Below are 21,945 nucleotides of genomic sequence, written 5' to 3'. Positions count from 1 at the left end.
TTCTTCCTATTTAAGAAGAAACTTTTTTAGAACTACTTCATAGAAATAGTTGCTGCTACTGGATAATGATCAGAATAATCATCATACGTATATTTTTTGAGCCATGATGTAACAGTCCACTGTGGAGATTTCGGTTGTAACACTTTATTCTCTACAAATGACGGGTTCGCATGGTCTTTACTTGCAATAATATAATCTAAATACTCGGCAGGACTATCAGGGAAATTATATTTTGCAATACTGTTTGTCGTCGCATCCCAAGTTGCTGTATGTCCCGTATAAGATGGAATAGAAGCGTGCAATGTTTTGAACATTGATGCGTATTCTGAGTCACTATTGTTCTCAGCATTTATTTTATTCACATTCATATCACCACCAAATAGGACGTACTCGTCATTTGGTATATTTTTATTTTTAATAAAATCTTGAATTTCTTTTAACTGGTTTGTACGTACAGATGCAGGTGAAGTTTTTCCGCACATACTATCTTCTGCCTGCAAATGCGTCCCAATTACATGAACGAAACGATCATTTTTCTTAATCTTCGTGTATACAAATCCTTTATTCGATAAATTATCCGGCCCGCATCCATTTGCAAATACATATTGAACCTTTTCAACGATCGGCCATTTGCTCACGATTGCAACGCCTCCATCTTCAGGCGTTGAAGCTGAATAACTACCTAACGTTTTATCCCATTCATTTCCGTTACTACGACCTAATACAGCTGTTTGATTTGGGTATTCTTTCTTCAAATTTCCTAAAAGGCGATCTGAAGCACTATTATCAAACACTTCATTTAATATAACAACGTCTTGATTCTTCATATAATCTGCCGCCCCAATTAAATCAGCACGCTCACTTTGTCCCCAATTCGGATATAAGTTAGTTGATAGCATGTACACATTATGCGTCATCACTTTCAAAATGTTGTTTTGATCTGTAGACGTATCTGCTTGAGCTGAAGATCCTCCATATAAAACTCCTAAACCAATCCCAAGGCTAAGTACACCTTTTAGCAATTTACCTTTCACGTTCCATCCCTCCATGTGTATAGTAATAAAAAGGTCAAATACTCTATTGTGAGATTTGACCTTTTTTAAATACTTAACGATCTCCGTACGTATCAAACCAAAGCTGAATGTATCCAGCAGTAACACGTTGTGCATCCATTAATCGCTTACCTGTCATTGGCGTAACTTCAGCGCGCCATTTATCTGCATATTCTTGTGACACAGCTGCTTTTACGAACCAATCTTTCGTATTATCATTTACAATTCCAGAGTAATCTTGTTTCGCTACTACTGCCGCTCCATGAATCCACTCTTCTGGATTTGTACCTTTCCAGTTCCAATATCCATTTCCATCCGTCACTTTATAATTATCTTTTATCGTATCTACAAAGTTTTCATATTTAGAATGGAATCCTTGTGGATACGAAAGATTTGTAAAGTTTGCTGCATGCATCGGTTGGTTTACATCTCCTAAATAATGAAGAGATAATCCTAAATAGAAGAATGCTTGTTTCATATCTTTATTTTTATATGATTCACCAGCTAATTTAAAATATTTAGCGCCAGTTTCTTTTGCCTGCTTTGCAAATGGAATATATGTTTTTCCGTTGTCTGGATCATAGAAATGTGAAGCAAATGTGCTATTATCATAATAAGGATTTTCATAGTCAGCAGCATAAATACCGTTCTCTAACTCCGTACGCCATTCATTTAATTGTGCAACTCGATCTTGTTTTACAAGTGTTGTATTGCGAGACATAATATCAATCGCACGGTTTACAATCCATAAATGAGAATTTACGCCTTCTTTATGTTTATCTTCAGCAGACCAGCGGTGAACTATTTTTATTTTACTTCCCCCATCGTTTTCATGAGCAAATGCAACGCTTTGTAAAGGAGCTACTACTGTAATAGCTGCTGCTAAAGCAAGTACTTTCTTTTTCATCTGAAATCCTCCATTTTATAATCGAATTATTGTAAACTTTTTGTTAGGATCCTATGATGTCGTCCGGTTAACCTATGACTAGAATATCCCACCTTTCACGAAATTTCTATTACTAAATCAAAATATGCAAATGTTCATATCATTATAACTTTATACACAGTGAATATAATGAATGAATACACTTTCATTTTAATAAACTATTATTAAGGCTTATCTAAACTAATGTAAAAAAAGAGTAAAGCACCCACATGCTTTACTCTTTTTTTCTATTCGATAATATACTCGGCAGTTGTACATTAACTGCCAACTTATGAATAAATCCAAATACTAATCCAATCCCAATAAATATGTATAAGATTGTAAATATCTTCCCAAAATCAGTTTGCGGGCTAAAATTCGCATCACCGACAGTCGTCAGCGTCACAACGCTAAAATACAAAGCGTCAAGAGGACGTAATTCTTCAACTGTACTATAAAAAATCGTACCAGATGTTAATGTTAAAAATGTTAATACGAATAATACTTGAAATTCTTTATCTTTCCACGCTCGTAAACAAGCTTTTAGCATTCGTTTCAATGTCAACATAAATGAAAGCATGAGACTTCCCCTTCCAAACAAAATACCTGTAGTTACAGGAAAGTCTATCACCTTTCTGTACAGAAAAAAAGTAGCCCTCTTCTATTTCTAGAAAAGAGCTACTTTTTACTATTCTATATTATTTAGGTGAAACAAGAATTTTCACTTGTGTTTTATCTTTTACAAGTGCTTCAAATCCTTCTTCAACAACTTGATCTACTGTGATTTTTTTCGTAATTAATTTCTCTGCTTGAATTTGACCAGAGCTAATTAATTTAATAACAGCTGGGAAGATATGACGGTATCCTAAAATACCAACCACTTCTTTTTCTTTTAGTACAAGATTGTTTGGAGTAATTGTTGCGTCTTTTTCCCATACACTAACAATTACAGTTTGTCCTTCGAAACTTGTACTTTCAATTGCTTGACGAAGTACAACTTCAACACCTGTTACTTCAAAGCTCACATTTACACCTAAACCATTTGTTAAGTTACGAATTTCTGCTAATACATCTTGAGTAGCTGGATTTAATACGTAATCCGCACCTGCTAATTTTGCTAACTCTTGACGCTCTTTAGAAAGTTCAACTGCAATAACCGGAGTTGCTCCTGCTGCTTTAGCTGCTTGGATAACAAGAAGTCCAATTGGACCACAACCAAATACTGCTACAGCTTCCCCTTCTTTTAATTTACTTTGACGTACTGCATGAACTGCTACAGCTGCTGGTTCTACAAGTGCACCTTGTTCATACGTCATTTCATCTGGAATATGGTGAACCATATCTTCTGGTACTACTGTATATTCAGAGAAACCGCCGCCTTCTCCGCCAAGACCGTGGAAAACAAGTTGTTCACAAACATTGTAATGTCCATGTTTACAAGCTTCACATTTACCACAAGAATAAATTGGTTCTACAACGACGCGGTCTCCCACTTTATGAGATGTAACGCCTTCACCGATTTCAACTACCTCACCGCTAAACTCATGACCTAAAATAACCGGTGCTTTTACATGTGTTAATGGATGCTCTTCTGTTGGAATAAAAATAGGTCCTGCTAAATATTCATGCAGGTCTGTCCCGCAGATACCACACCATTTCACTTTAATCTTAACTGCTCCTGGTTTTACAGTTGGTTCTGGTACTTCTTCTACTCTTACATCACGTTGATTATGCCAAAGTAATGCTTTCATTTTATACATCCCTCTCTATGTATATAATTAACCTGGTGAAGTTTACAAATCTATTATAATACTTCTATCCATATATTTCAAAAAAACAATCTCGTTCCCACTAAATTTTAACAAATAACGTTCAATATTTTGTCACTTTGTACTTTTTTCCACATCTGTTAATTCAATTTCATTGCGGTTGAAATTAGCATTATGCCATAATAGCATAGGAGAGGTGAATATCGCTTGAAATATTTTATTTACTTTATTGTTATCGTAGCGTTTCTAGATACATTTTCACAATTACCTATTATGAGTACGTTCGCTCAAAGTCTCGGAGGATCCCCTCTTATTATTGGGCTAGTTGTTGGCATGTACTCATTTGCTAATATGATCGGTAATATTATTGCTGGCGCTGCTGTCGATAAATTTGGTGCAAAAAAAATACTTTATATAAGCATGGGACTTACGAGTTTCATAGTCTTGTTATACACTGTTGCTCAAAGTGGTGAACAACTATTAGTTGTGCGCTTTATGCATGGCTTTAGTGACGGATTTTTAATTCCTGCTGCCTTTACTTTTTTATCAAAACAAACAAATGCAGCAAGACAAGGTAAGGCAATGGCTCTATCTGGTGCTGCTGTTGGAACAGCGGCAATTGTAGGACCTGCCTTCAGCGGTATTATGAAAGCAACTGCTGGTATAGAGTGGGTGTTCATTACCATTTCTATTTTAATGGTTCTTGGTACAATCGTATCTCTCTTCTTCTTACCAAATAACGTATCAAGAAAAGATACTTCAAGAACACAAATGATGAACAAAGAAGATATGTTTGAACTATTGAAATCAGAACCGTTATTACAGGCATATATTGGTGCTTTCACACTCATGTTTTCACAAGGAATTGTCACTTATATGTTACCAGTGAAAGTTGAGGCATTAGCACTTAAAGCATCTACAACAGGCATGATGTTAAGTGTATTCGGTATTACCGCTATCCTCTTCTTCTTACTGCCAACAAATCGTATTTACGATCGATTTAATCGTTCAAAACTAATACTAATTGGTATTGCAGTAATGGCATTAGCGTTATCTTTACTTGGATTATTTGCAACAAAAGGCATGCTCTTTATCGTTATGATGATTTATGGCATTGGATTCGCTATTCTTTTCCCATCGATAAATGCATTACTTGTTGAAAATACGACAGATGATAAACGTGGAAAAGCATTCGGATTGTTTTATGCTTTCTTCTCATTAGGAGTTGTTGCTGGATCCTTTACAGTTGGAGCAATCGGGGCATCCCCTAGCGTCAGCTTCGTTATTGGAACTGCATTCTTATTAACATTTGCCGGAATGATTTACGTAAGAAGCAAAGTAAAAGGTAGAGACAAAGTAAAAAAGACAATGATAGGATAATTCCATCATTGTCTTTTTTTAATGATAAACTCCTATTCAACTTTTAACTTTCAACAAGCCGTATTTAATAAACAATATGGCATTATATTTTTCATAGAGATAATACAATGGATAACAAAATAAGAAGAAAATAAGTACAGTTGGTACACCGTCTATAATAGAAAAATATTTTACTAGTAATTCCTTAATACTCTCTCCAATCATAATAAATAGTGGAATAATACAAATTGCTGCTAATATTAAGCACGGTGTGATCCTCATTTCTTTTAGCCTCACTTTACAATGTGGACACCTGAATGAAAAAGGATGCGGGAGATCCATAATATGTTGCGCAGTAATATTCCCTTCACACTGTGGACATTCAATTACTTCTTTCATTTTACTCACTCCTTTCTATTCATAAAAAAGAGCACTATCCAAGTAGCGCTCTTTTATTGCCGAATATATTACTTTTGTGTATAGCCAAGTAACAATGTAAATAAATTAAACTGTAATGGCAATACTACAGTTCTTCTTTTACAAAAAAAGTGTATAAATACCGACGATACTTCGACAATTTCCTCGGAAATATTTCCTTTCCCTACATAACTTGATACACTACAGATAAACAGACACTTGTATTACATCAGCTAAAATAATAACTTACTGTACAATTTAAAAAGCACACTCTCCATATGAAGAATGTGCTTTTCTGTTATTAACGTTTAATCCAAACAGCGCCTGCTGATTTATCATCTGCCTGTCCAACAACTTGGAATTTAAGTCCAAGATTCGGAACTTTTCTTCCTGCGTCTGCAATTTGGTTGTTACTATATACTTTTGAATCATCAAAAGTTGTAACACCTTGTAATCCAGAATAGTTAAACTGTCCACGTGTGAATGAATTTACACTCCATGCTGGTGTTTGATCAAATGAAAATGCAGCGTCTGCAATTTGCATACCTGTGTTACCGTAAGTTGGTTTTCCGTTTAAATTGCCAACAAATGCTTCTGGATGCGAATCTACAACACCAAGGAATCCTTCACCTGGATGCACCCCAACCCAGTTATCTTTAAAGCTATCATCTGCATACCAAACGACAAGACCTGTATTATACACTGGACCTTTTCCTGCTTTTAATCCATTATCTGATCCTGCATAGTTTCTCCACTCTAAGTAGTAATAATGAGCTTTTTTCTCTGTCCCATCAGAAACAACAAAACCATTTAAATTCATTTTCGACTGTCCTTCTGCATCATCTGAAAATACTACTTGTCCATCAACTGTTACATTTACATGATCCATCGCGAAACCTTTATATGTTACAGCTGGATCTGTAATATAATCGAATTGCAGTTTCACTTTTTTTCCTTTAAATTGACTTAAATCATATGATTTATCAATCCATTTTCCATCTGTTGTATCTTTATCTCCTTGGACTACTTTTTCTCCAAGTCTATCAATTAATGTTTTCGTTCCATCTTCTGTTACTGCATGAACTTCAACAAAATCGCACTCTGCTTCTAACTCATAATTTGCTTTATAATCAAACTTTGCATTTGTTCCTTTTGTTAAATCAAAGAATGGTGTCTCTAACGTTGTATGCATATCATCCCCTCTTGTACTATAATATGCATGCTTTCCAAACTCCGGTTTAATCGTTTCTACACTTTTACCTGGTAAGTTAACACGTACAACGCCTGGACGATTTGATTTCGTAACACTTTGATCAATATATGTAGGAACTCCTACACCACGCTTAATTTTATCGTAATCTACTTCTAAAATTTTTGCCCAGTTGCCCCCCATATTCTTTTGTAAGAAATCTTTATTTTGTGGTGAGAAACTAGTTGGCTCTGTTCCTGCAATTTTCCCTGTCCAGCTTCCCCCACTCATTAATGACCAAGCTTCGACAGGTGAACCGGTTCCAGTATATTTCGTATCATATTCATCTGGTAAGCCAAGGTCATGTCCAAATTCATGCGCAAATACACCTACTGCTCCATCTTCTGGTTCAATTGTGTAATCATGTGCTGCTACTTTACCACCAAAGTAATCTACCTTTGATTTTGTTCCTTCAATTGCTACTGGATCTACTGCTAATTTTGAACGATGTGACCAAATGGCATCATCGCCTAATTTACCTCCACCAGCTTCTTGACCAACACCAGCATGGATTACCATTAAATGATCAATTACACCGTCAGGCTCATTTTGATTCCCGTCACCATTTGTATCATATCTATCAAACTGATCAAATTGAGATAAATCTAATCCTTTCTCAGCAGCTGCATGTAAAGCTTCTTTCACTAAATCACGTGCGCCTTTTGGACCTTTATTATCATGGCCACTGCTACCATCAGCACCGTAGTCAGATGCTTTTCCTGGAACAGTTAGCCACTCCGTTACATATCCGTCTGTCGTATAACTACCACCAGACTGCTCTTCGTAATATTGTTTAAATGTTTTTACTTTCGAACCATCAAATAATGTATATGGTTCATTACCAAATAACATCTTTTGATAATGCTCTCTACTAAAGTCATTCGAATACATATATCCTGGTGTTTGATCAATATTATTATGTTTATAATCACTAAATTCAACAAGTAATACTAATACTTTATCCGTTCGAACAGACCCCTTATATGGCGCTTGCTTTGCTTTAGATGTTGGAACTTGCCCATTCAATTGTTTTTTATTTGGTTCAGGCTTTTGCTCAGGGCTAACATTTTTTTCAGGTCTCTTTACCTTTTCCTTTTCTTCCATTTTTTTCTCTTTTATTTTTTTCACGAAATCAGATGCCTCTTTAGCAGTATCAGCTGGAAGAATTTCTTTATTTGCCTGGTCCCCTTGTTTCTTTTCAATATATTTCTCTACAGCCTTTTTCGTCTCTTCTTTAGAAGATGCTGGATTAATTTCTCCTCTTTCTTTCAGAGCTTCCGCTAGACGATCTTCTTGAATTAAATTGTAATCAATTGGTGTTGTAGATACATTTTCTTTCTCTTTTGCTGGCGTTTCTGCGTACGCTAATGGAGCACTCATTACAGATGTACATCCGATAATTGCCGCAATTGCTAATGACGATAACACTTTAAGTGGCGCTTTTCTTCTCATTCTATTTCTCTCCTTTTATAAAACTTAAAATTCAGATAAATAAGTGCATTTAAATCAAAAGCTCTACTTTCTGCCCTCCCTATATAAAAAGGCATAATTCTATAAACATTAAGCTTTCTGTTATAGAATCATGCCCTCCAGTTTTCTGGTCAGACTCTCTATCTGTCTATATCAAAATATGAAAAATAAAGAGTGATTTGTATATATTAAATAGTTTATATAACAAATTTAAAAGACAATATGCAAAATTGCATGAAAATTCTTTTAAATACAAAAAAAGAATCCTAGTCACTTAAACTAGGATTCTTGATTTTCTATTATTTCTCTTGTGTTTTTTCCCAATCAGCTAAGAATTTCTCAATTCCTTGATCTGTTAGTGGATGCTTCACTAATGAAGCAATTACGTTTGCTGGGATTGTTGCAATATGTGCACCATTTAATGCTGCGTCAGTTACGTGAACACTGTGACGTACAGATGCTGCGATGATTTCTGTTTCGATGCCGTGAATTGCAAAGATTTCTGCGATTTGGCGAATTAAGTCCATACCGTTATGACCGATATCATCTAAGCGACCTAAGAATGGTGAAACGTATGTTGCACCAGCACGAGCTGCAAGTAATGCTTGAACTGCTGAGAACACTAATGTAACGTTTGTACGAATTCCTAAGTCAGAGAACGCTTTTACTGCTTTTAAACCTTCTGTTGTCATTGGAACTTTTACAACAACGTTTGGAGCAATTTTCGCTAACTCTTTTCCTTCTTCGATCATTTTATCTGCTTCTAAGCTAATTACTTCTGCACTTACAGGTCCTTCTACAACGTTGCAAATTTCACGAATGCGCTCGTGGAAGTCTACGCCTTCTTTTGCTACAAGTGATGGATTTGTCGTTACTCCAGCTAATACGCCTAATGCATTTGCCTCTTTAATTTCGTTAATGTTTGCTGTATCAATAAAGAATTTCATTTGTTATTCTTCCTTCCTAATTTTCATTTTATATTTATTTGTTTTTCTTAATAAGCTCTAATTCAATCGGAATAGATTTGTCCACTTTTTTACCTTGCGTGATCTCTTTTGCTGTTTGCATCGCCTTCTCTCCGATTAATTCCGGTTTTTGAGCAACTGTTGCAGCCATACGCCCATCGTTAACCGCTTTCACAGCATCTTCTGTTGCATCAAATCCAACAACGACTACATCCGTTTTTCCAGCAGACTTCAATGCTTCAAGTGCCCCTAATGCCATTTCGTCGTTGTGCGCAAACACGGCTTTAATGTCGCTATTCGCTTGCAAAATGTTTTCCATAACAGATAATCCTTTCGCTCTATCAAAATCAGCCGCTTGTTTAGCAACTACTTTTAAAGACTTATCAGCTACGTTATGGAATCCTTTCCCGCGCTCGCGAGCAGCAGAAGAACCAGGGATTCCTTCTAACTCAGCAACGTTTGCTCCTTCGCCGACTAATTCACGAATGTAATCACTAGCCATTTGACCACCTTCAATGTTATTAGAGGCAATGTGAGAAACAACTTTACCTGAATTTGCAACGCGGTCTACTGTAATAACAGGAACATTCGCTGCATTTGCCGCACTTACTGCTGAAGCAACAGCATCTGAATCGGTTGGATTAATAACAACTACATCGACACCTTTTTGAATTAAATCTTCAACATCATTTGTTTGCTTTGCTGCATCATTTTGTGCATCAACAGCAATCAATTCGATGCCACTATCTTTCGCTTTCTTTTCTGCACCTTTTTTCAAAGTTACAAAGAAGGGATTATTTAAAGTTGAAACAGAGAATCCAACTTTAATAGTTTTATTTCGACCTTTATCGCTAGAATCCTTTGCCCATTCTGGTGGTTCCATTGAACAACCAGCAGTAATGACCATAATACATGCAACGAGTATAAGTAACCATTTCTTCATGAACTGTCCCTCCATTACGCTTCTTTTCGGCGATCAATTAATACAGCTAGTAAGATTACAAGTCCTTTTACAACTTGTTGGAAGAAAGAAGATACACCTAATAAATTTAAACCGTTATTTAGTACACCGATAATAAGTACACCGATGAATGTACCAACGATCCATCCTCTTCCCCCAGAAAGACTAGTTCCACCTAATACAACTGCTGCAATTGCATCTAATTCGTAAGAAGTACCTGCAGTCGGCTGTGCAGAATCTAGTCGTGATGTTAAGACAATACCTGCAAGCGCTGCCAAAATTCCGGAAAGACCGTAAATCATTACTTTAATTCTCGTAACATTAATACCTGATAATGCTGCTGCTTCTTCATTTCCACCAATTGCAAATGTACGGCGACCAAATGTCGTTTTCTTCAAAATGAAGTACAGCACTGCGAAAGCGATCATCATTGTAACAGCTGGTACTGGAATACCGAGAAAATAACCGCGGCCAAACATTTGGAACATTAAATGATCACCAAGACCAGTGATCGGACGTCCGTCCATATAAACAAGCGTCAACCCGCGAAAAATAGTCATTGTTGCTAACGTCGCAATAAATGGAGCTACTTTTCCCTTCGCTATGATGATACCGTTTACAATTCCCATTACAAGACCAGCTAATAATCCAACTGCCATCGCAAGGAACGGGTCCATGCCACTTGCCATCATTCCAGCAACAAGTGCACTTGATAATGCTAAAATAGAACCTACCGATAAGTCAATACCCCCTGTTAAAATTACAAAGGTCATTCCGAATGCAATAAGCGCATTAATCGATACTTGTCGCAGTATATTAAATAAATTTGGAATTTCAATAAACGCTGGATTTAAAGCCGTAATTACTACAATAATTAGCGCTAGTCCAATTAAAGACCCAAGTTGTTGTAATACATTCCCCTTCTTAGCCATCCTTACTCTCCCCCTGTAGCTAATGCCATAATAGACTCTTGTGATGCCTCACCTTTCTCTAAAATGCCGCCGACTTTTCCTTCATGAATAACAAGAACGCGATCACTCATCCCTAAAACTTCTGGAAGCTCAGATGATACCATAATAACGGCATCTCCTTCTTCGGTAAGCTTATTCATAATAGAGTAAATTTCTTTTTTCGCTCCAACATCAACACCCCTTGTTGGCTCATCTAAAATGAGTAACTGCGGGTGGATACCTAACCATTTTGCAATAACAACCTTTTGCTGATTTCCACCAGAAAGAGATTTCACAGCTTGCTCTCCACTAGATGCTTTCACATTAAGAAGTTTCATCATGTCCGCTGTAAACTGTTGTTCTAGTTCGTTACTTAAGACGCTTCCCTTTGAAAGACTTTCTAAATTCGGTAAAGCTAAATTTTCTCGAATTGAGAAATCTAGCACTAATCCTTCAGATTTTCTATCCTCTGTAATAAAAGCTATTCTTTGTCTAATCGCATCTATCGGACTATCAATCTTTACTTCTTGTCCATTTATAAAAATTTGGCCAGAATCTAAAGGTTCGTATCCAAATATCGCTTTCATAATATCTGTACGGCCAGCTCCCATCAAACCAGCAACACCAAGGATTTCACCTTTTCTCACCTGAAACGATACATTTTCAAACTTCCCTTTTTTCGTTCCATTACGCATCTCAAAAATCACATCGCCAATTTGACTATTTCGTTCTGGGTAACGTTCACCAATGCTGCGTCCCACCATCATACTCACTACTTCATCAAACGATGTTTCCGGAATGGATCTCTTTCCGACGTATTCCCCATCACGTAAAATCGTAATGGTATCGCATATTGAAAAGATTTCTTCCATTCGGTGTGAGATATAAACGAACGAAACGCCTTCTTTACGTAATTTATTAATGACAGTAAACAACGTTTCAATTTCACGATCTGTTAATGCAGCTGTAGGCTCATCCATAATAATAACGCTTGCATTTGTCATTAATGCTTTCGCAATTTCGATAATTTGCTGTTGTCCAACCGATAACTCTCCTGCCAACATAGCTCCTTTTACATGTAATCCTAACTCTGCTAGTTGCTGCTGCGCAATCGCGTTCATTTGACGCGTACGTAAAATACCTGTCTTCCCATACATTAACTCTTTACCGAGAAACATATTTTCAGCTACTGTTAAATTCGGTAATATGTTCAATTCTTGATGTATAAATGCAATACCGTACTCTTCAGCTTCTTTCGCATTTTTAAAAGTTCGTTCTTGTCCATCAATCGTGATCGTTCCACCATCTCTTTTGTATACACCTGTTAAAATCTTCATGAGCGTTGATTTACCCGCTCCATTTTCCCCCATCAATGCATGGACTTCTCCTGTTTCAATCATAAACTGTGCATTCTTCAAAACAGGATTGCCATTGAACGCCTTTGAAATATTTTTCATTTCAATACGCATTCCCATCACTTCCCTTTATTAAAAAATCACGCCTGCATGTAAAATTACATTGGCATAAGGCGTAGCCTCACCTGTACGAATAATAGCTTTCGCTTTCTTTGTATGCTCTTTAAATTGTTCATGACATACATATTCAAACGCTGGCTCTACTAATTTCAGCTCAATCTCTTTATTTATTTCCGCATTATTGTTAATAACCTCTTCTGCTAACGTCACTTTTTCAATTGCCATATCATCAGCTACCACTTGCAATACATCTAAAAAGCTAGGTTTTCCTATTTCAACAGCTAAATCAATTCTTTTTACTCCGTCAGGAATTGGTAAACCGCAATCAGCAATTACAATCGTATCCGTATGCCCAAGTGAAGCAAGGATTGATGCAATCTCACTATTTAATACGCCGTGCTTCTTCATCCGACAATCACCTGCACTTCACGTACTTTATCTCTCGTTGGCATACCGCCTTGCGCCCCAAGTTTCGTTACAGAAAGACCACCAGCAATATTCGCAAAACGAATTGCTTTTTGAAGTGTTTCTCCTTCAGAAAGCGCAACTGCTAATGCACCATTAAATGTATCACCAGCTCCAGTCGTATCTACTACATCAACAGCAATGCTAGGAACATGTACAATCTCCGTACCATTATGGAAACGTACACCGTTAGAACCTTCTGTCATCAATAGTTTATTTGGATATTTAGCTAGTAAATCTTCAATTGGCGATGTGAAATCATCTAATACGATGCGGCACTCATGTTCATTTGGCGTAATATAAGTTGCCTTTTCTAAAATATCTTCTGATAACACTTGTGCTGGCGCTGGATTTAACATAACCGGGATTTTGTGTTCCTCACAAATAGCTAATACATATTTTACTGTTTCAAGCGGAATCTCTAGTTGAAGCACAACCATATCAGCTTTTATAAGAAGATCTTTTGAACGATTTACAACCGACTCATTGACAAGAGCATTCGCCCCTTGCACGACAACAATACTGTTATCCTCTTCTGCTAAAACGATATGAGCAATTCCGGTCGCTACATCTGTAACCGGTACCACATAGTCGATAAAAACGCGTTCGTTCTCTAAATTTTTTCTAACTACAGTTCCATAATTATCGTCTCCTACCGCTCCAACCATCGCTACATTTGCGCCTAATCTAGCTGCAGCAACCGCCTGGTTAGCTCCTTTTCCTCCTGGAATTGTATGAAATGCTTCACCAATTACTGTTTCTCCTGCTTTCGGACGTTTTTTTGAAACAGCCACTAAGTCCATTGAAATACTACCTACTACTGCAATATTTGGCATCTATTTCATCTCCTTATTTCGTTGTATTTCGTTCTATAATTTCAATCGGTAAACGATAGTGTTTCTCTTCTAATACGTTTCCTTCCATCTGCTCTAACAGCAGTTCTGTTGCAATTTTCCCCATTTCATAAATTGGCTGTGCAACAGTTGTAATAGATGGATACATCATCTCTGTTAAAGAAATTCCATCGAATCCGATAATTTGTAAATCATCCGGAATAGAAATCCCTTTTTGAAGCGCAGCCTTTACGATACCTATTGCAATTAAATCATTCCCAGCAACAATTCCATCAATATGCGGGTATTGTTCTAATAGTTCCACCGCTACACGCTCACTATTAGCTGGATCAAATGTACTCTCTGCAATCATGTAAGAAAGATTATTTTGCGTAATAACGTCTACAAAGCCTTCAAAACGTTCATTCGCTGTACTTACGTCACGCGGTCCACGAATATGCGCAATATGTTTACAGCCTTTATCTATTAATAACTTTGTCGCTGCCTGACTTCCCGCATAGTTATCTGCATACACAGCAGGTATACGCTCATTAAACATACGGTCAATTGCAACGACTGGTACTGACAAGTTCATGTAATTCACACTATTTTGTGGATTTGTCGCTACAATAAATCCATCTACATTATTTTGCCTAAGTACATCAATATATTGCTTTTCTTTCTCTAAACTTTCATCAGAGTTACAAAGTACAACTGTATACCCTTGCTTATGCGCTACATCTTCTACGGCACGTGCAACTTCTGGAAAGAATGGATTCACGATATTTGGAACAACTAAGCCAATTAAACGAGATTTTTTATTATACAGTGAACGCGCTACTGTACTAGGCTTATAGTCTAGCATCTCAATCGCTCGTTCTACTTTCTTTAACGTATCTTCATGAACATATCCATTTTTATTTAACACTCTGGAAACGGTCGCAACAGATACTCCCGCTAATTTCGCAACGTCTTTAATCGTACTCATTTTCTTTTCTCTCCATTTCATGTAACCGTTTACAGAAAATAATATAACGTATTTCTAGAAATACGTCAATCATTTCTCACGAAAAAGCTTTTAAGGTTATACTCAAAAAAGCACCGCCATAAGGCGATGCTTTTTCATTACGAATAGGATACAGTTTGTTCTTTTTCCTCTGTAGCTGGCTCTTCAGCATCTTTTTTACGATCTGACAGTTTAATCTTCTGTAAGAAAATCGTAAAGATAGCGCCTACTACGATAAATACTAATCCTGTTAAGAATACAGTATGAAGTGAGTCTACTAAAGAGTTTTTCAAAATTGGTACAATGCTATTAGCGAATGCTTCTGGCATTTGTTTTAATGCCTCTGGACTAAATAACATTGAATATAAGCCTTGCGGATCTGTATGAATCATATCTTTAAATTTCGTTACCATTTGTCCCGCTTCTTTTGGGAATGTATCTAATACAGGTACTAAATTTTTTGTTAACGTTGTACCTGAAGTGTTATTCATGATTGATCCTAAAATTGTAATACCAAATGTTCCGCCGATTTGACGGAAGAACTGACTTGATGATGTTACGACACCAAGATCTTTTTTCGGGAAGCTTTCTTGTAACGCTAATGTTAATGTCGGCATTACAAGACCCATTCCTAAACCGATAACCATCATATAAGAAGTAGCAGTCAATTTAGTTGTGTGCATATCCATCGTTGTTAATAACCAGAACCCTCCGGCCATTATAAGCATTCCTGTAATAATTTGTGGTTTTACGCCAACTTTTAATACAAGTTGCCCGCCAATAATACTCATCACAATCATTGTAATCATCATTGGCGTCATAATTGTTCCTGATTCAGCAGCACTTACTCCTACAATTCCTTGCATAAAGAATGGTACGAACATAATCGCACCGAACATTCCAATACTCATAAAGAATCCAATCGCATTTAGTAATGTAAATGTACGATTTTTAAAGAAATGCATCGGTAAAATGGGTTCTTCTGCTTTCGTTTCAACGATAACAAAGCTAACTATACCAATTAGAGCTAATGCAAATAACCCGATAATTTGCCAAGAATCCCATGCGTAATCTTTTCCACCAAACGTTAATGCAAGTAATAAACTTACAACACCGAGAATCATCGTAAAGATCCCAGCGATATCAATTTTAATTGGTCCTGTTTGTTTATGTGATTTTAATCCCATTGCAATAAAGATTGTTGCTAAAATACCAACTGGCAAGTTAATGTAGAATACCCATCTCCAGTTCACTGCATCTACAATCCAACCACCCACTTGTGGTCCAATTACAGAAGCAAGACCGTATAACGCACCAAAAATACCTTGCCATTTCGCACGTTCTTTCCCCGTGAACATATCTCCAATAATAATCATAGCCATCGGCATCATAATACCGCCGCCAAGACCTTGAATACCACGGAAAATAATTAATTCTGTCATACCATTTGCCATACCACATAATGCTGAGCCAACCATAAAGATAACTAGCCCTGTTATATATACGTTACGACGGCCAAGTAAATCCGCTAATTTACCTGCGATTGGTACAACTGTCGTTGATGTTAACATATAAGCTGTTGTTAACCACGTCATTAAGCTTAATCCGCCTAGTTCACCAACGATACGTGGCATTGCTGTACCAACGATTGTTCCATCTAAGGCAGCAAATAGCATCGCAATGATTAAACCGATTAACAACAACTTTCTATTTATATTTTCTTGTTGCTCCATGTAATCTCCTCAATTCCTCTTAGTTATTCTCTTTTTTCTCTTGTGTCCCGCAAATAATTGTTTCTAACTTCTCAAAGAGGCGTAACAAATCTTCTCTTTCTTGTAATTCTAAATGTGAGAAATATTTTGCAATGTGCTCATTACGAGCGGTCATTGCCTCTTCTACTCTAGCTTTCCCCTTTTTGGTTAACTCAATGACGACAACACGACGGTCCTCTTTGTCGTGATAACGCTCTACAAGCTCTTGGTCAATTAAGCGATCGATCATCACTGTAATTGCACTAGGCTTTACATACATCTTTTTTGCTAATTTTGTCGCCCTTGAAGCTCCATAATGATCTAAAATCTTTAAAATATAAAACTGCGGTGGTGTAAGTCCTGTTGCTTGCATTTGTTCTAATAACTCTGTCTGCATTTTCTTTCCAATCGAAAAGGCAAGAGCTTGAATTTTATCGATATGCGTCATATCATTTGGCATGTTATCCACCTCTTATTTAAACAATAAAATATTTAATGTATTTAAATATTAATCCGACGAACAAAATCCGTCAATACTTTTTATCCGTAAAAACGTTTACATTTTTGTCACAAAGTTGTATAATTTTCGACGAAGTTAATATTGACAGTCACGGAGAATCGGAGTACACGGCTATGAATCATAAAAAAGGAAACTTTTTTATATTTCATGGCCTTTTTATATTCTCTCTGACTTACGACACTTCGAATTAATTTGGGGAGGATTTTCATTTTATGTTTTTCACACAATTCTTTAAACCTGCGCCCCACGCGGAACGCTTACCAGCTGATCGCGTTGATAGTGAATACCGTAAATTACGTTTACAAGTATTTTTAGGTATCTTCATCGGCTATGCAGGTTACTACTTTGTTCGAAAAAACTTTTCACTAGCAATGCCATACTTAATTGAACAAGGCTTTAGTAAAGGGGAGCTTGGGGTTATCCTTTCAGCAGTTTCTATCGCTTACGGATTAAGTAAATTTCTTATGGGTATCGTATCCGATCGTTGTAATCCTCGCTACTTTTTAGCAGCTGGACTATTTTTATCAGGTATCATTAATATTATTTTCGGCTCATTTTCTTTCATTACAACGAGCATTATACTTATGTTTGTACTTCAGTTTTTAAATGGATGGGTACAAGGGATGGGATGGCCTCCTTGTGGTCGTACAATGGTTCACTGGTTCTCTATTAGTGAACGTGGTACAAAAATGTCTATTTGGAACGTCGCTCATAATGTCGGTGGCGCACTTATGCCTTCCCTTGTAACATTAGGGTTATATTTCTTTGCAAATGACTGGAAAAGTATTTTTTACTTCCCAGGTATTCTTTCAATTTTAGTTGGTATTTATGTATTAATTACGATGAGAGATACACCTCAATCTTGCGGATTACCTTCTATTGAAGAACATACTGGAGAATATCCACCAGATGAAAAAGTACAAGATCGCGAACGCGAACTTTCGGTAAAAGAAATTTTATTTAAATACGTATTAAACAATAAATTTTTATGGTACATCGCTATTGCAAACGTTTTTGTTTATTTCGTACGTTACGGTGTTGTAGACTGGGCTCCTACTTATTTAGTAGAAGAAAAAAGCTTTACTCATAGTAGTTCACGTACAGCCTATGCTCTATATGAATGGGCTGGTATTCCAGGTACACTTCTTTGCGGCTGGATGAGTGATAAACTATTTAAAGGACGCCGCGCACCTGCTGGTATTTTATTTATGGTTGGTGTATTTATCGCCGTTCTTGTGTACTGGCTAAACCCTCCTGGTAATCCAATGGTTGATAGTATCGCACTTGTTGCAATTGGATTTTTAATTTACGGACCTGTTATGTTAATTGGTCTACACGCTCTTGACTTAGCACCAAAGAAAGCGGCTGGAACTGCAGCTGGATTAACTGGCTTCTTCGGTTACTTAGGCGGAGCAGCTTTCGCTAGTGCCGCTATGGGCTTTATCGTCGATGCATTCGGATGGGATGGTGGATTCATCTTATTACTTGTATCTTGTGTACTTGCAATGTTCTTCCTTGCTCTTACTTTAAAGACAGGATCTCCAAAACAAAAGCAAGCTTAAGCACTAATATTATTCTTATCAAAAAAAGAGAGACTGTTCTTTCCAGAACGTCTCTCTTTTTTCTACATATAATACTTTTTTCTTACAAAAGATTTATTTCCCTCTCTTATACATGTTAGCGTTTTCAAAGCGCTTCAACTACTTATATACATGCATCCAATCTCTATATAAAAAGATTTTTGAATATTTTCTCAACTTATGCTTGTCAAACATTGTCAATTTATATTAAAATAACAACAACATACAAAATATTTAGTCTTTTCAGAAAGATGGAGGGATAGCCATGAAGAATCCACTTCTTCGCATTGAAAACTTACAGACTTCCTTTCGCATACAAGATCAATATCATGCCGCAGTTGATGATGTTTCGTTAACTGTCCATGAAAATGAAATTGTCGCGATAGTTGGTGAATCAGGTTGCGGAAAAAGTGCACTTGCCCTTTCCATTATGCGACTGCATAATGAAGCAAATACAAAATTACAAGGGCAGCTTAACTATAGAGATAAGGATTTACTAACGATGTCAGCCGCAGAGATGAATAAAGTACGCGGATCAAACATCGGTATGATTTTCCAAGAACCTCTTACAGCACTCGATCCTCTTATGACAGTTGGAAAACAAATCGAAGAAAATTTAGACTACCACACAAGCCTTTCAAAAGTTGAAAAGAAAGAACGCACCTTAGAACTACTTCATCAAGTTGGTATTCCAAAACCAGAACTTACATATAAACAATACCCACATGAATTATCTGGCGGAATGAGACAAAGAATTGTTATCGCAATTGCAATTGCTTGTAACCCAGCACTTATTATTGCAGATGAGCCAACAACGGCTCTTGACGTAACCATCCAAGCACAAATTTTAGACTTACTAAAATCTATTCAAGAACAAACGAAAATGGGCATTATTTTAATTACTCACGATTTAAGTGTTGTCGCAGAAACAGCCGATCGTATCGTCGTTATGTACGCTGGACAAGTTGTAGAAACAGGAAAAGTTGAAGAAATTTTTAATAACCCTCTTCACCCATATACTCGTTCTCTATTAAACTCTATTCCATCTGCGTATGCTGAAAAGGAAAAATTACATGTTATTCAAGGTGTTGTGCCGACATTAGCTAAGTTACCTCGCACAGGTTGTCGATTCCAAGCACGAATTCCGTGGATTAGACCTGATCAACATGAAGAAAATCCCGTTTTACATGAAGTAAAACCAGACCATTGGGTACGTTGCACTTGCTACAAACATTTTAACTTCCAAGATAAGAAAGGAGATGACGTAACTCATGGCACTGCTTAAAGTAGAAGATTTAAAAGTACACTTTCCAATTAAAGGTGGTGTTTTCGGTCGTACATTAGATTACGTTCGTGCTGTTGATGGCGTAAGCTTCGAACTACAACCTGGCGAAACGTACGGAATCGTTGGGGAATCTGGGAGCGGCAAATCAACAACTGGAAAAGCAATTATGCACTTAACAAAAGCAACAGGCGGTAGCATTCATTTTAATAATAGAGATTTAACAAAATTAAGTCGCTCAGAACTAAGAGAACAACGAAAAGATATTCAGATGATTTTTCAAGATCCTTATTCATCCTTAAACCCAAAGAAACGTGTTATGGATATTATCGCTGAACCACTTCGGAATTTTGAGAAACTCTCACCTGATGAAGAGCGTAGAGCTGTTCAAGATTATCTTGATAAAGTTGGCTTAAATCCAGAGTCTATTTATAAATACCCTCATGAATTTTCCGGTGGACAAAGACAGCGGATTGGTATTGCACGCGCACTTACACTAAAACCGAAGCTTATTATCGCAGATGAACCTGTATCTGCACTTGATGTGTCAGTACAAGCGCAAGTTTTAAACTTCTTACAAGATTTACAATCTGAACTCGGACTAACATACTTATTTATTAGTCATGATTTAGGTGTAATTCGCCATATGTGTGACCGTATCGGTGTTATGTATCGCGGACGCATTGTGGAAGAAGCAACTAGTGCTGAAATTTATAATAACCCACAGCACATCTATACGAAGCGCCTAATATCAGCTATTCCTGATATTCGTCCGGAAAACCGCGAACAACAGCGTAAATTGCGTCGTGAAGTAAGCGCTGAGTACGAAAAATCATACGAAAATTATTTCAATGAAAATGGACGTGCTTACGATTTAAAACCAATCTCGCCAACTCACCGGGTGGCATTACCATAAGGGAGTGATAAAACATGTGGAAATTTATATTACGCCGGATTTTAGTTATGATACCGCAATTATTCGTATTAAGCGTACTCGTCTTTACACTTGCTAAAGCAATGCCAGGTGATGCATTAAGTGGCGCTGAACTAGCAAACCCAAAAGCCGATCCAAAAGTAATTGAAGAACAACGTGAGAAACTTGGGTTAAATGATCCTATTCCCACACAATATGTAAGGTGGATTTCAAACGCCGTACAAGGGGATTTCGGTATTTCTTACGCACATAAAATACAAGTAACAGATATTATTGGGGAACGCCTTGGTAATACAGTGCTGTTAGCTCTTCTAATTCTTATTCTTACTTATTTAATCGCCATTCCACTTGGCGTTATAAGTGGGCGTTGGAATGATACGTGGGCTGATCGACTCATTACACTCTATAACTTTTTAGGATTTGGTACACCCCTATTTATTTTCGGATTAGTAATGTTATTCTTATTCGGCTTTTTATACCCGATCTTCCCTACAAGTGGTAGCGTTGATCCACAAGTGGCAGCCGGATCATTTGATTACTATTTAAGTAAATTAAATCATATGATTTTACCAGCTTTATCTGGGGCATTAATTGGCACTGTAGGAACTGTACAATATTTACGAAGTGAAATTATTGATACGAAACATAAAGATTTTGTACGCACAGTAAAAGCAAAAGGTGTACCAGAATCTAAAGTATATTCCAGACATATTTTACGAAATTCATTTTTACCAATTGCAGCATTTTTAGGATATGAAATTACAGGTTTAGTTGGTGGCTCTATTATTCTAGAAAATATTTTCGGCTACCCAGGAATTGGACAACTATTTTTCCAATCTATTACTCAACGTGATTTCAGTGTCGTAACTGCTCTTGTATTATTTACTGGATTCGCAACGCTACTCGGGACTCTTCTTTCCGATATTATTCTAAGCATCGTTGATCCACGTATTCGTATTGATTAATGGAGGTGAAGAAACGT

At 36.8% G+C, this 21,945-nt stretch carries 20 protein-coding genes; 5 read left to right on the top strand and 15 right to left on the bottom strand.

The features are described 5' to 3' along the window. Positions 1-32 precede the first annotated feature (32 nt). The 4 genes from sph to bdhA all read right to left on the bottom strand — a co-directional run bounded on the left by sph (position 33) and on the right by bdhA (position 3,728). A complete protein-coding gene (sph, locus tag BGI23_RS03500) occupies positions 33-1,049 on the bottom strand; it encodes a sphingomyelinase C (protein WP_255369077.1) in 1,017 nt (338 codons plus the stop codon). A gap of 58 nt (positions 1,050-1,107) precedes the next feature. Beyond that, complete coding sequence (gene cerA / locus BGI23_RS03495; protein ID WP_000731014.1) at positions 1,108-1,959, bottom strand: phospholipase CerA; 852 nt, start codon at positions 1,957-1,959, stop codon at positions 1,108-1,110. Between the two features lie 253 nt (positions 1,960-2,212). Beyond that, entirely contained in the window at positions 2,213-2,557 is a 345-nt protein-coding gene (locus BGI23_RS03490) for a potassium channel family protein (RefSeq protein ID WP_000948232.1), read from the bottom strand. A gap of 118 nt (positions 2,558-2,675) precedes the next feature. Beyond that, positions 2,676-3,728 carry a (R,R)-butanediol dehydrogenase gene (bdhA, locus tag BGI23_RS03485; RefSeq protein ID WP_000645822.1) on the bottom strand — a complete coding sequence of 351 codons (1,053 nt, stop codon included), beginning with the start codon at positions 3,726-3,728 and terminating at the stop codon, positions 2,676-2,678. A 225-nt stretch (positions 3,729-3,953) separates the two neighbouring features. Here bdhA and BGI23_RS03480 point away from each other — a divergent pair, with 225 nt between their 5' ends. Beyond that, entirely contained in the window at positions 3,954-5,126 is a 1,173-nt protein-coding gene (locus BGI23_RS03480) for an MFS transporter (protein WP_070805233.1), read from the top strand. A 36-nt stretch (positions 5,127-5,162) separates the two neighbouring features. Here the strand turns inward: BGI23_RS03480 and BGI23_RS03475 are convergent, their stop codons facing one another. From BGI23_RS03475 to BGI23_RS03425, 11 genes are all read right to left on the bottom strand, one after another. After that, the gene (locus BGI23_RS03475; protein WP_070805232.1) at positions 5,163-5,504 is read right to left on the bottom strand and encodes a hypothetical protein; all 342 of its coding nucleotides are present in this window, start codon (positions 5,502-5,504) and stop codon (positions 5,163-5,165) included. Between the two features lie 319 nt (positions 5,505-5,823). Next, the gene (gene inhA2 / locus BGI23_RS03470; RefSeq protein ID WP_070805231.1) at positions 5,824-8,223 is read right to left on the bottom strand and encodes a M6 family metalloprotease immune inhibitor InhA2; all 2,400 of its coding nucleotides are present in this window, start codon (positions 8,221-8,223) and stop codon (positions 5,824-5,826) included. 317 nt (positions 8,224-8,540) lie between these two features. Then, entirely contained in the window at positions 8,541-9,188 is a 648-nt protein-coding gene (gene fsa / locus BGI23_RS03465) for a fructose-6-phosphate aldolase (protein ID WP_000667661.1), read from the bottom strand. 34 nt (positions 9,189-9,222) lie between these two features. Next, complete coding sequence (gene rbsB / locus BGI23_RS03460) at positions 9,223-10,149, bottom strand: ribose ABC transporter substrate-binding protein RbsB (RefSeq protein ID WP_000758976.1); 927 nt, start codon at positions 10,147-10,149, stop codon at positions 9,223-9,225. Between the two features lie 14 nt (positions 10,150-10,163). Beyond that, positions 10,164-11,099, bottom strand: coding sequence for an ABC transporter permease subunit (locus BGI23_RS03455; protein ID WP_001074633.1), 936 nt, complete (start codon positions 11,097-11,099; stop codon positions 10,164-10,166). 2 nt (positions 11,100-11,101) lie between these two features. Next, positions 11,102-12,586, bottom strand: coding sequence for a ribose ABC transporter ATP-binding protein RbsA (gene rbsA / locus BGI23_RS03450; protein WP_070805230.1), 1,485 nt, complete (start codon positions 12,584-12,586; stop codon positions 11,102-11,104). A gap of 18 nt (positions 12,587-12,604) precedes the next feature. Then, on the bottom strand, positions 12,605-13,000 hold the full coding sequence (rbsD, locus tag BGI23_RS03445; RefSeq protein ID WP_070805229.1) for a D-ribose pyranase: 396 nt from the start codon (positions 12,998-13,000) through the stop codon (positions 12,605-12,607). Then, positions 12,997-13,893, bottom strand: coding sequence for a ribokinase (rbsK, locus tag BGI23_RS03440; protein ID WP_070805228.1), 897 nt, complete (start codon positions 13,891-13,893; stop codon positions 12,997-12,999). Before rbsK ends, rbsD begins: the two co-directional genes overlap by 4 nt. A 13-nt stretch (positions 13,894-13,906) precedes the next feature. Beyond that, positions 13,907-14,899 carry a ribose operon transcriptional repressor RbsR gene (gene rbsR / locus BGI23_RS03435; protein WP_157441016.1) on the bottom strand — a complete coding sequence of 331 codons (993 nt, stop codon included), beginning with the start codon at positions 14,897-14,899 and terminating at the stop codon, positions 13,907-13,909. A 116-nt stretch (positions 14,900-15,015) separates the two neighbouring features. Further along, positions 15,016-16,629 carry an MDR family MFS transporter gene (locus tag BGI23_RS03430; protein ID WP_000437635.1) on the bottom strand — a complete coding sequence of 538 codons (1,614 nt, stop codon included), beginning with the start codon at positions 16,627-16,629 and terminating at the stop codon, positions 15,016-15,018. A 19-nt stretch (positions 16,630-16,648) separates the two neighbouring features. Then, positions 16,649-17,107 (bottom strand): MarR family winged helix-turn-helix transcriptional regulator, encoded by a 459-nt coding sequence (locus tag BGI23_RS03425; protein ID WP_001132364.1) that lies wholly within the window; start codon positions 17,105-17,107, stop codon positions 16,649-16,651. 272 nt (positions 17,108-17,379) lie between these two features. Between BGI23_RS03425 and glpT the strand changes: the two genes are divergently transcribed. The 4 genes from glpT (at position 17,380) to opp4B (ending at position 21,928) form a co-directional block, all read left to right on the top strand. After that, a complete protein-coding gene (gene glpT / locus BGI23_RS03420; RefSeq protein WP_000466370.1) occupies positions 17,380-18,729 on the top strand; it encodes a glycerol-3-phosphate transporter in 1,350 nt (449 codons plus the stop codon). Positions 18,730-19,012: 283 nt separating this feature from the next. Continuing rightward, positions 19,013-20,032 carry an ABC transporter ATP-binding protein gene (locus BGI23_RS03415; protein WP_000795378.1) on the top strand — a complete coding sequence of 340 codons (1,020 nt, stop codon included), beginning with the start codon at positions 19,013-19,015 and terminating at the stop codon, positions 20,030-20,032. Further along, the gene (locus BGI23_RS03410; RefSeq protein WP_001196379.1) at positions 20,019-20,945 is read left to right on the top strand and encodes an ABC transporter ATP-binding protein; all 927 of its coding nucleotides are present in this window, start codon (positions 20,019-20,021) and stop codon (positions 20,943-20,945) included. Before BGI23_RS03415 ends, BGI23_RS03410 begins: the two co-directional genes overlap by 14 nt. Before the next feature lie 14 nt (positions 20,946-20,959). Further along, complete coding sequence (gene opp4B, locus BGI23_RS03405) at positions 20,960-21,928, top strand: oligopeptide ABC transporter permease (RefSeq protein ID WP_000265445.1); 969 nt, start codon at positions 20,960-20,962, stop codon at positions 21,926-21,928. Positions 21,929-21,945: the final 17 nt, after the last annotated feature.

Source organism: Bacillus sp. ABP14, from assembly GCF_001831375.1.
Taxonomy (GTDB): domain Bacteria; phylum Bacillota; class Bacilli; order Bacillales; family Bacillaceae_G; genus Bacillus_A; species Bacillus_A paranthracis.
This window is presented reverse-complemented; position numbering and strand designations above follow the sequence as displayed.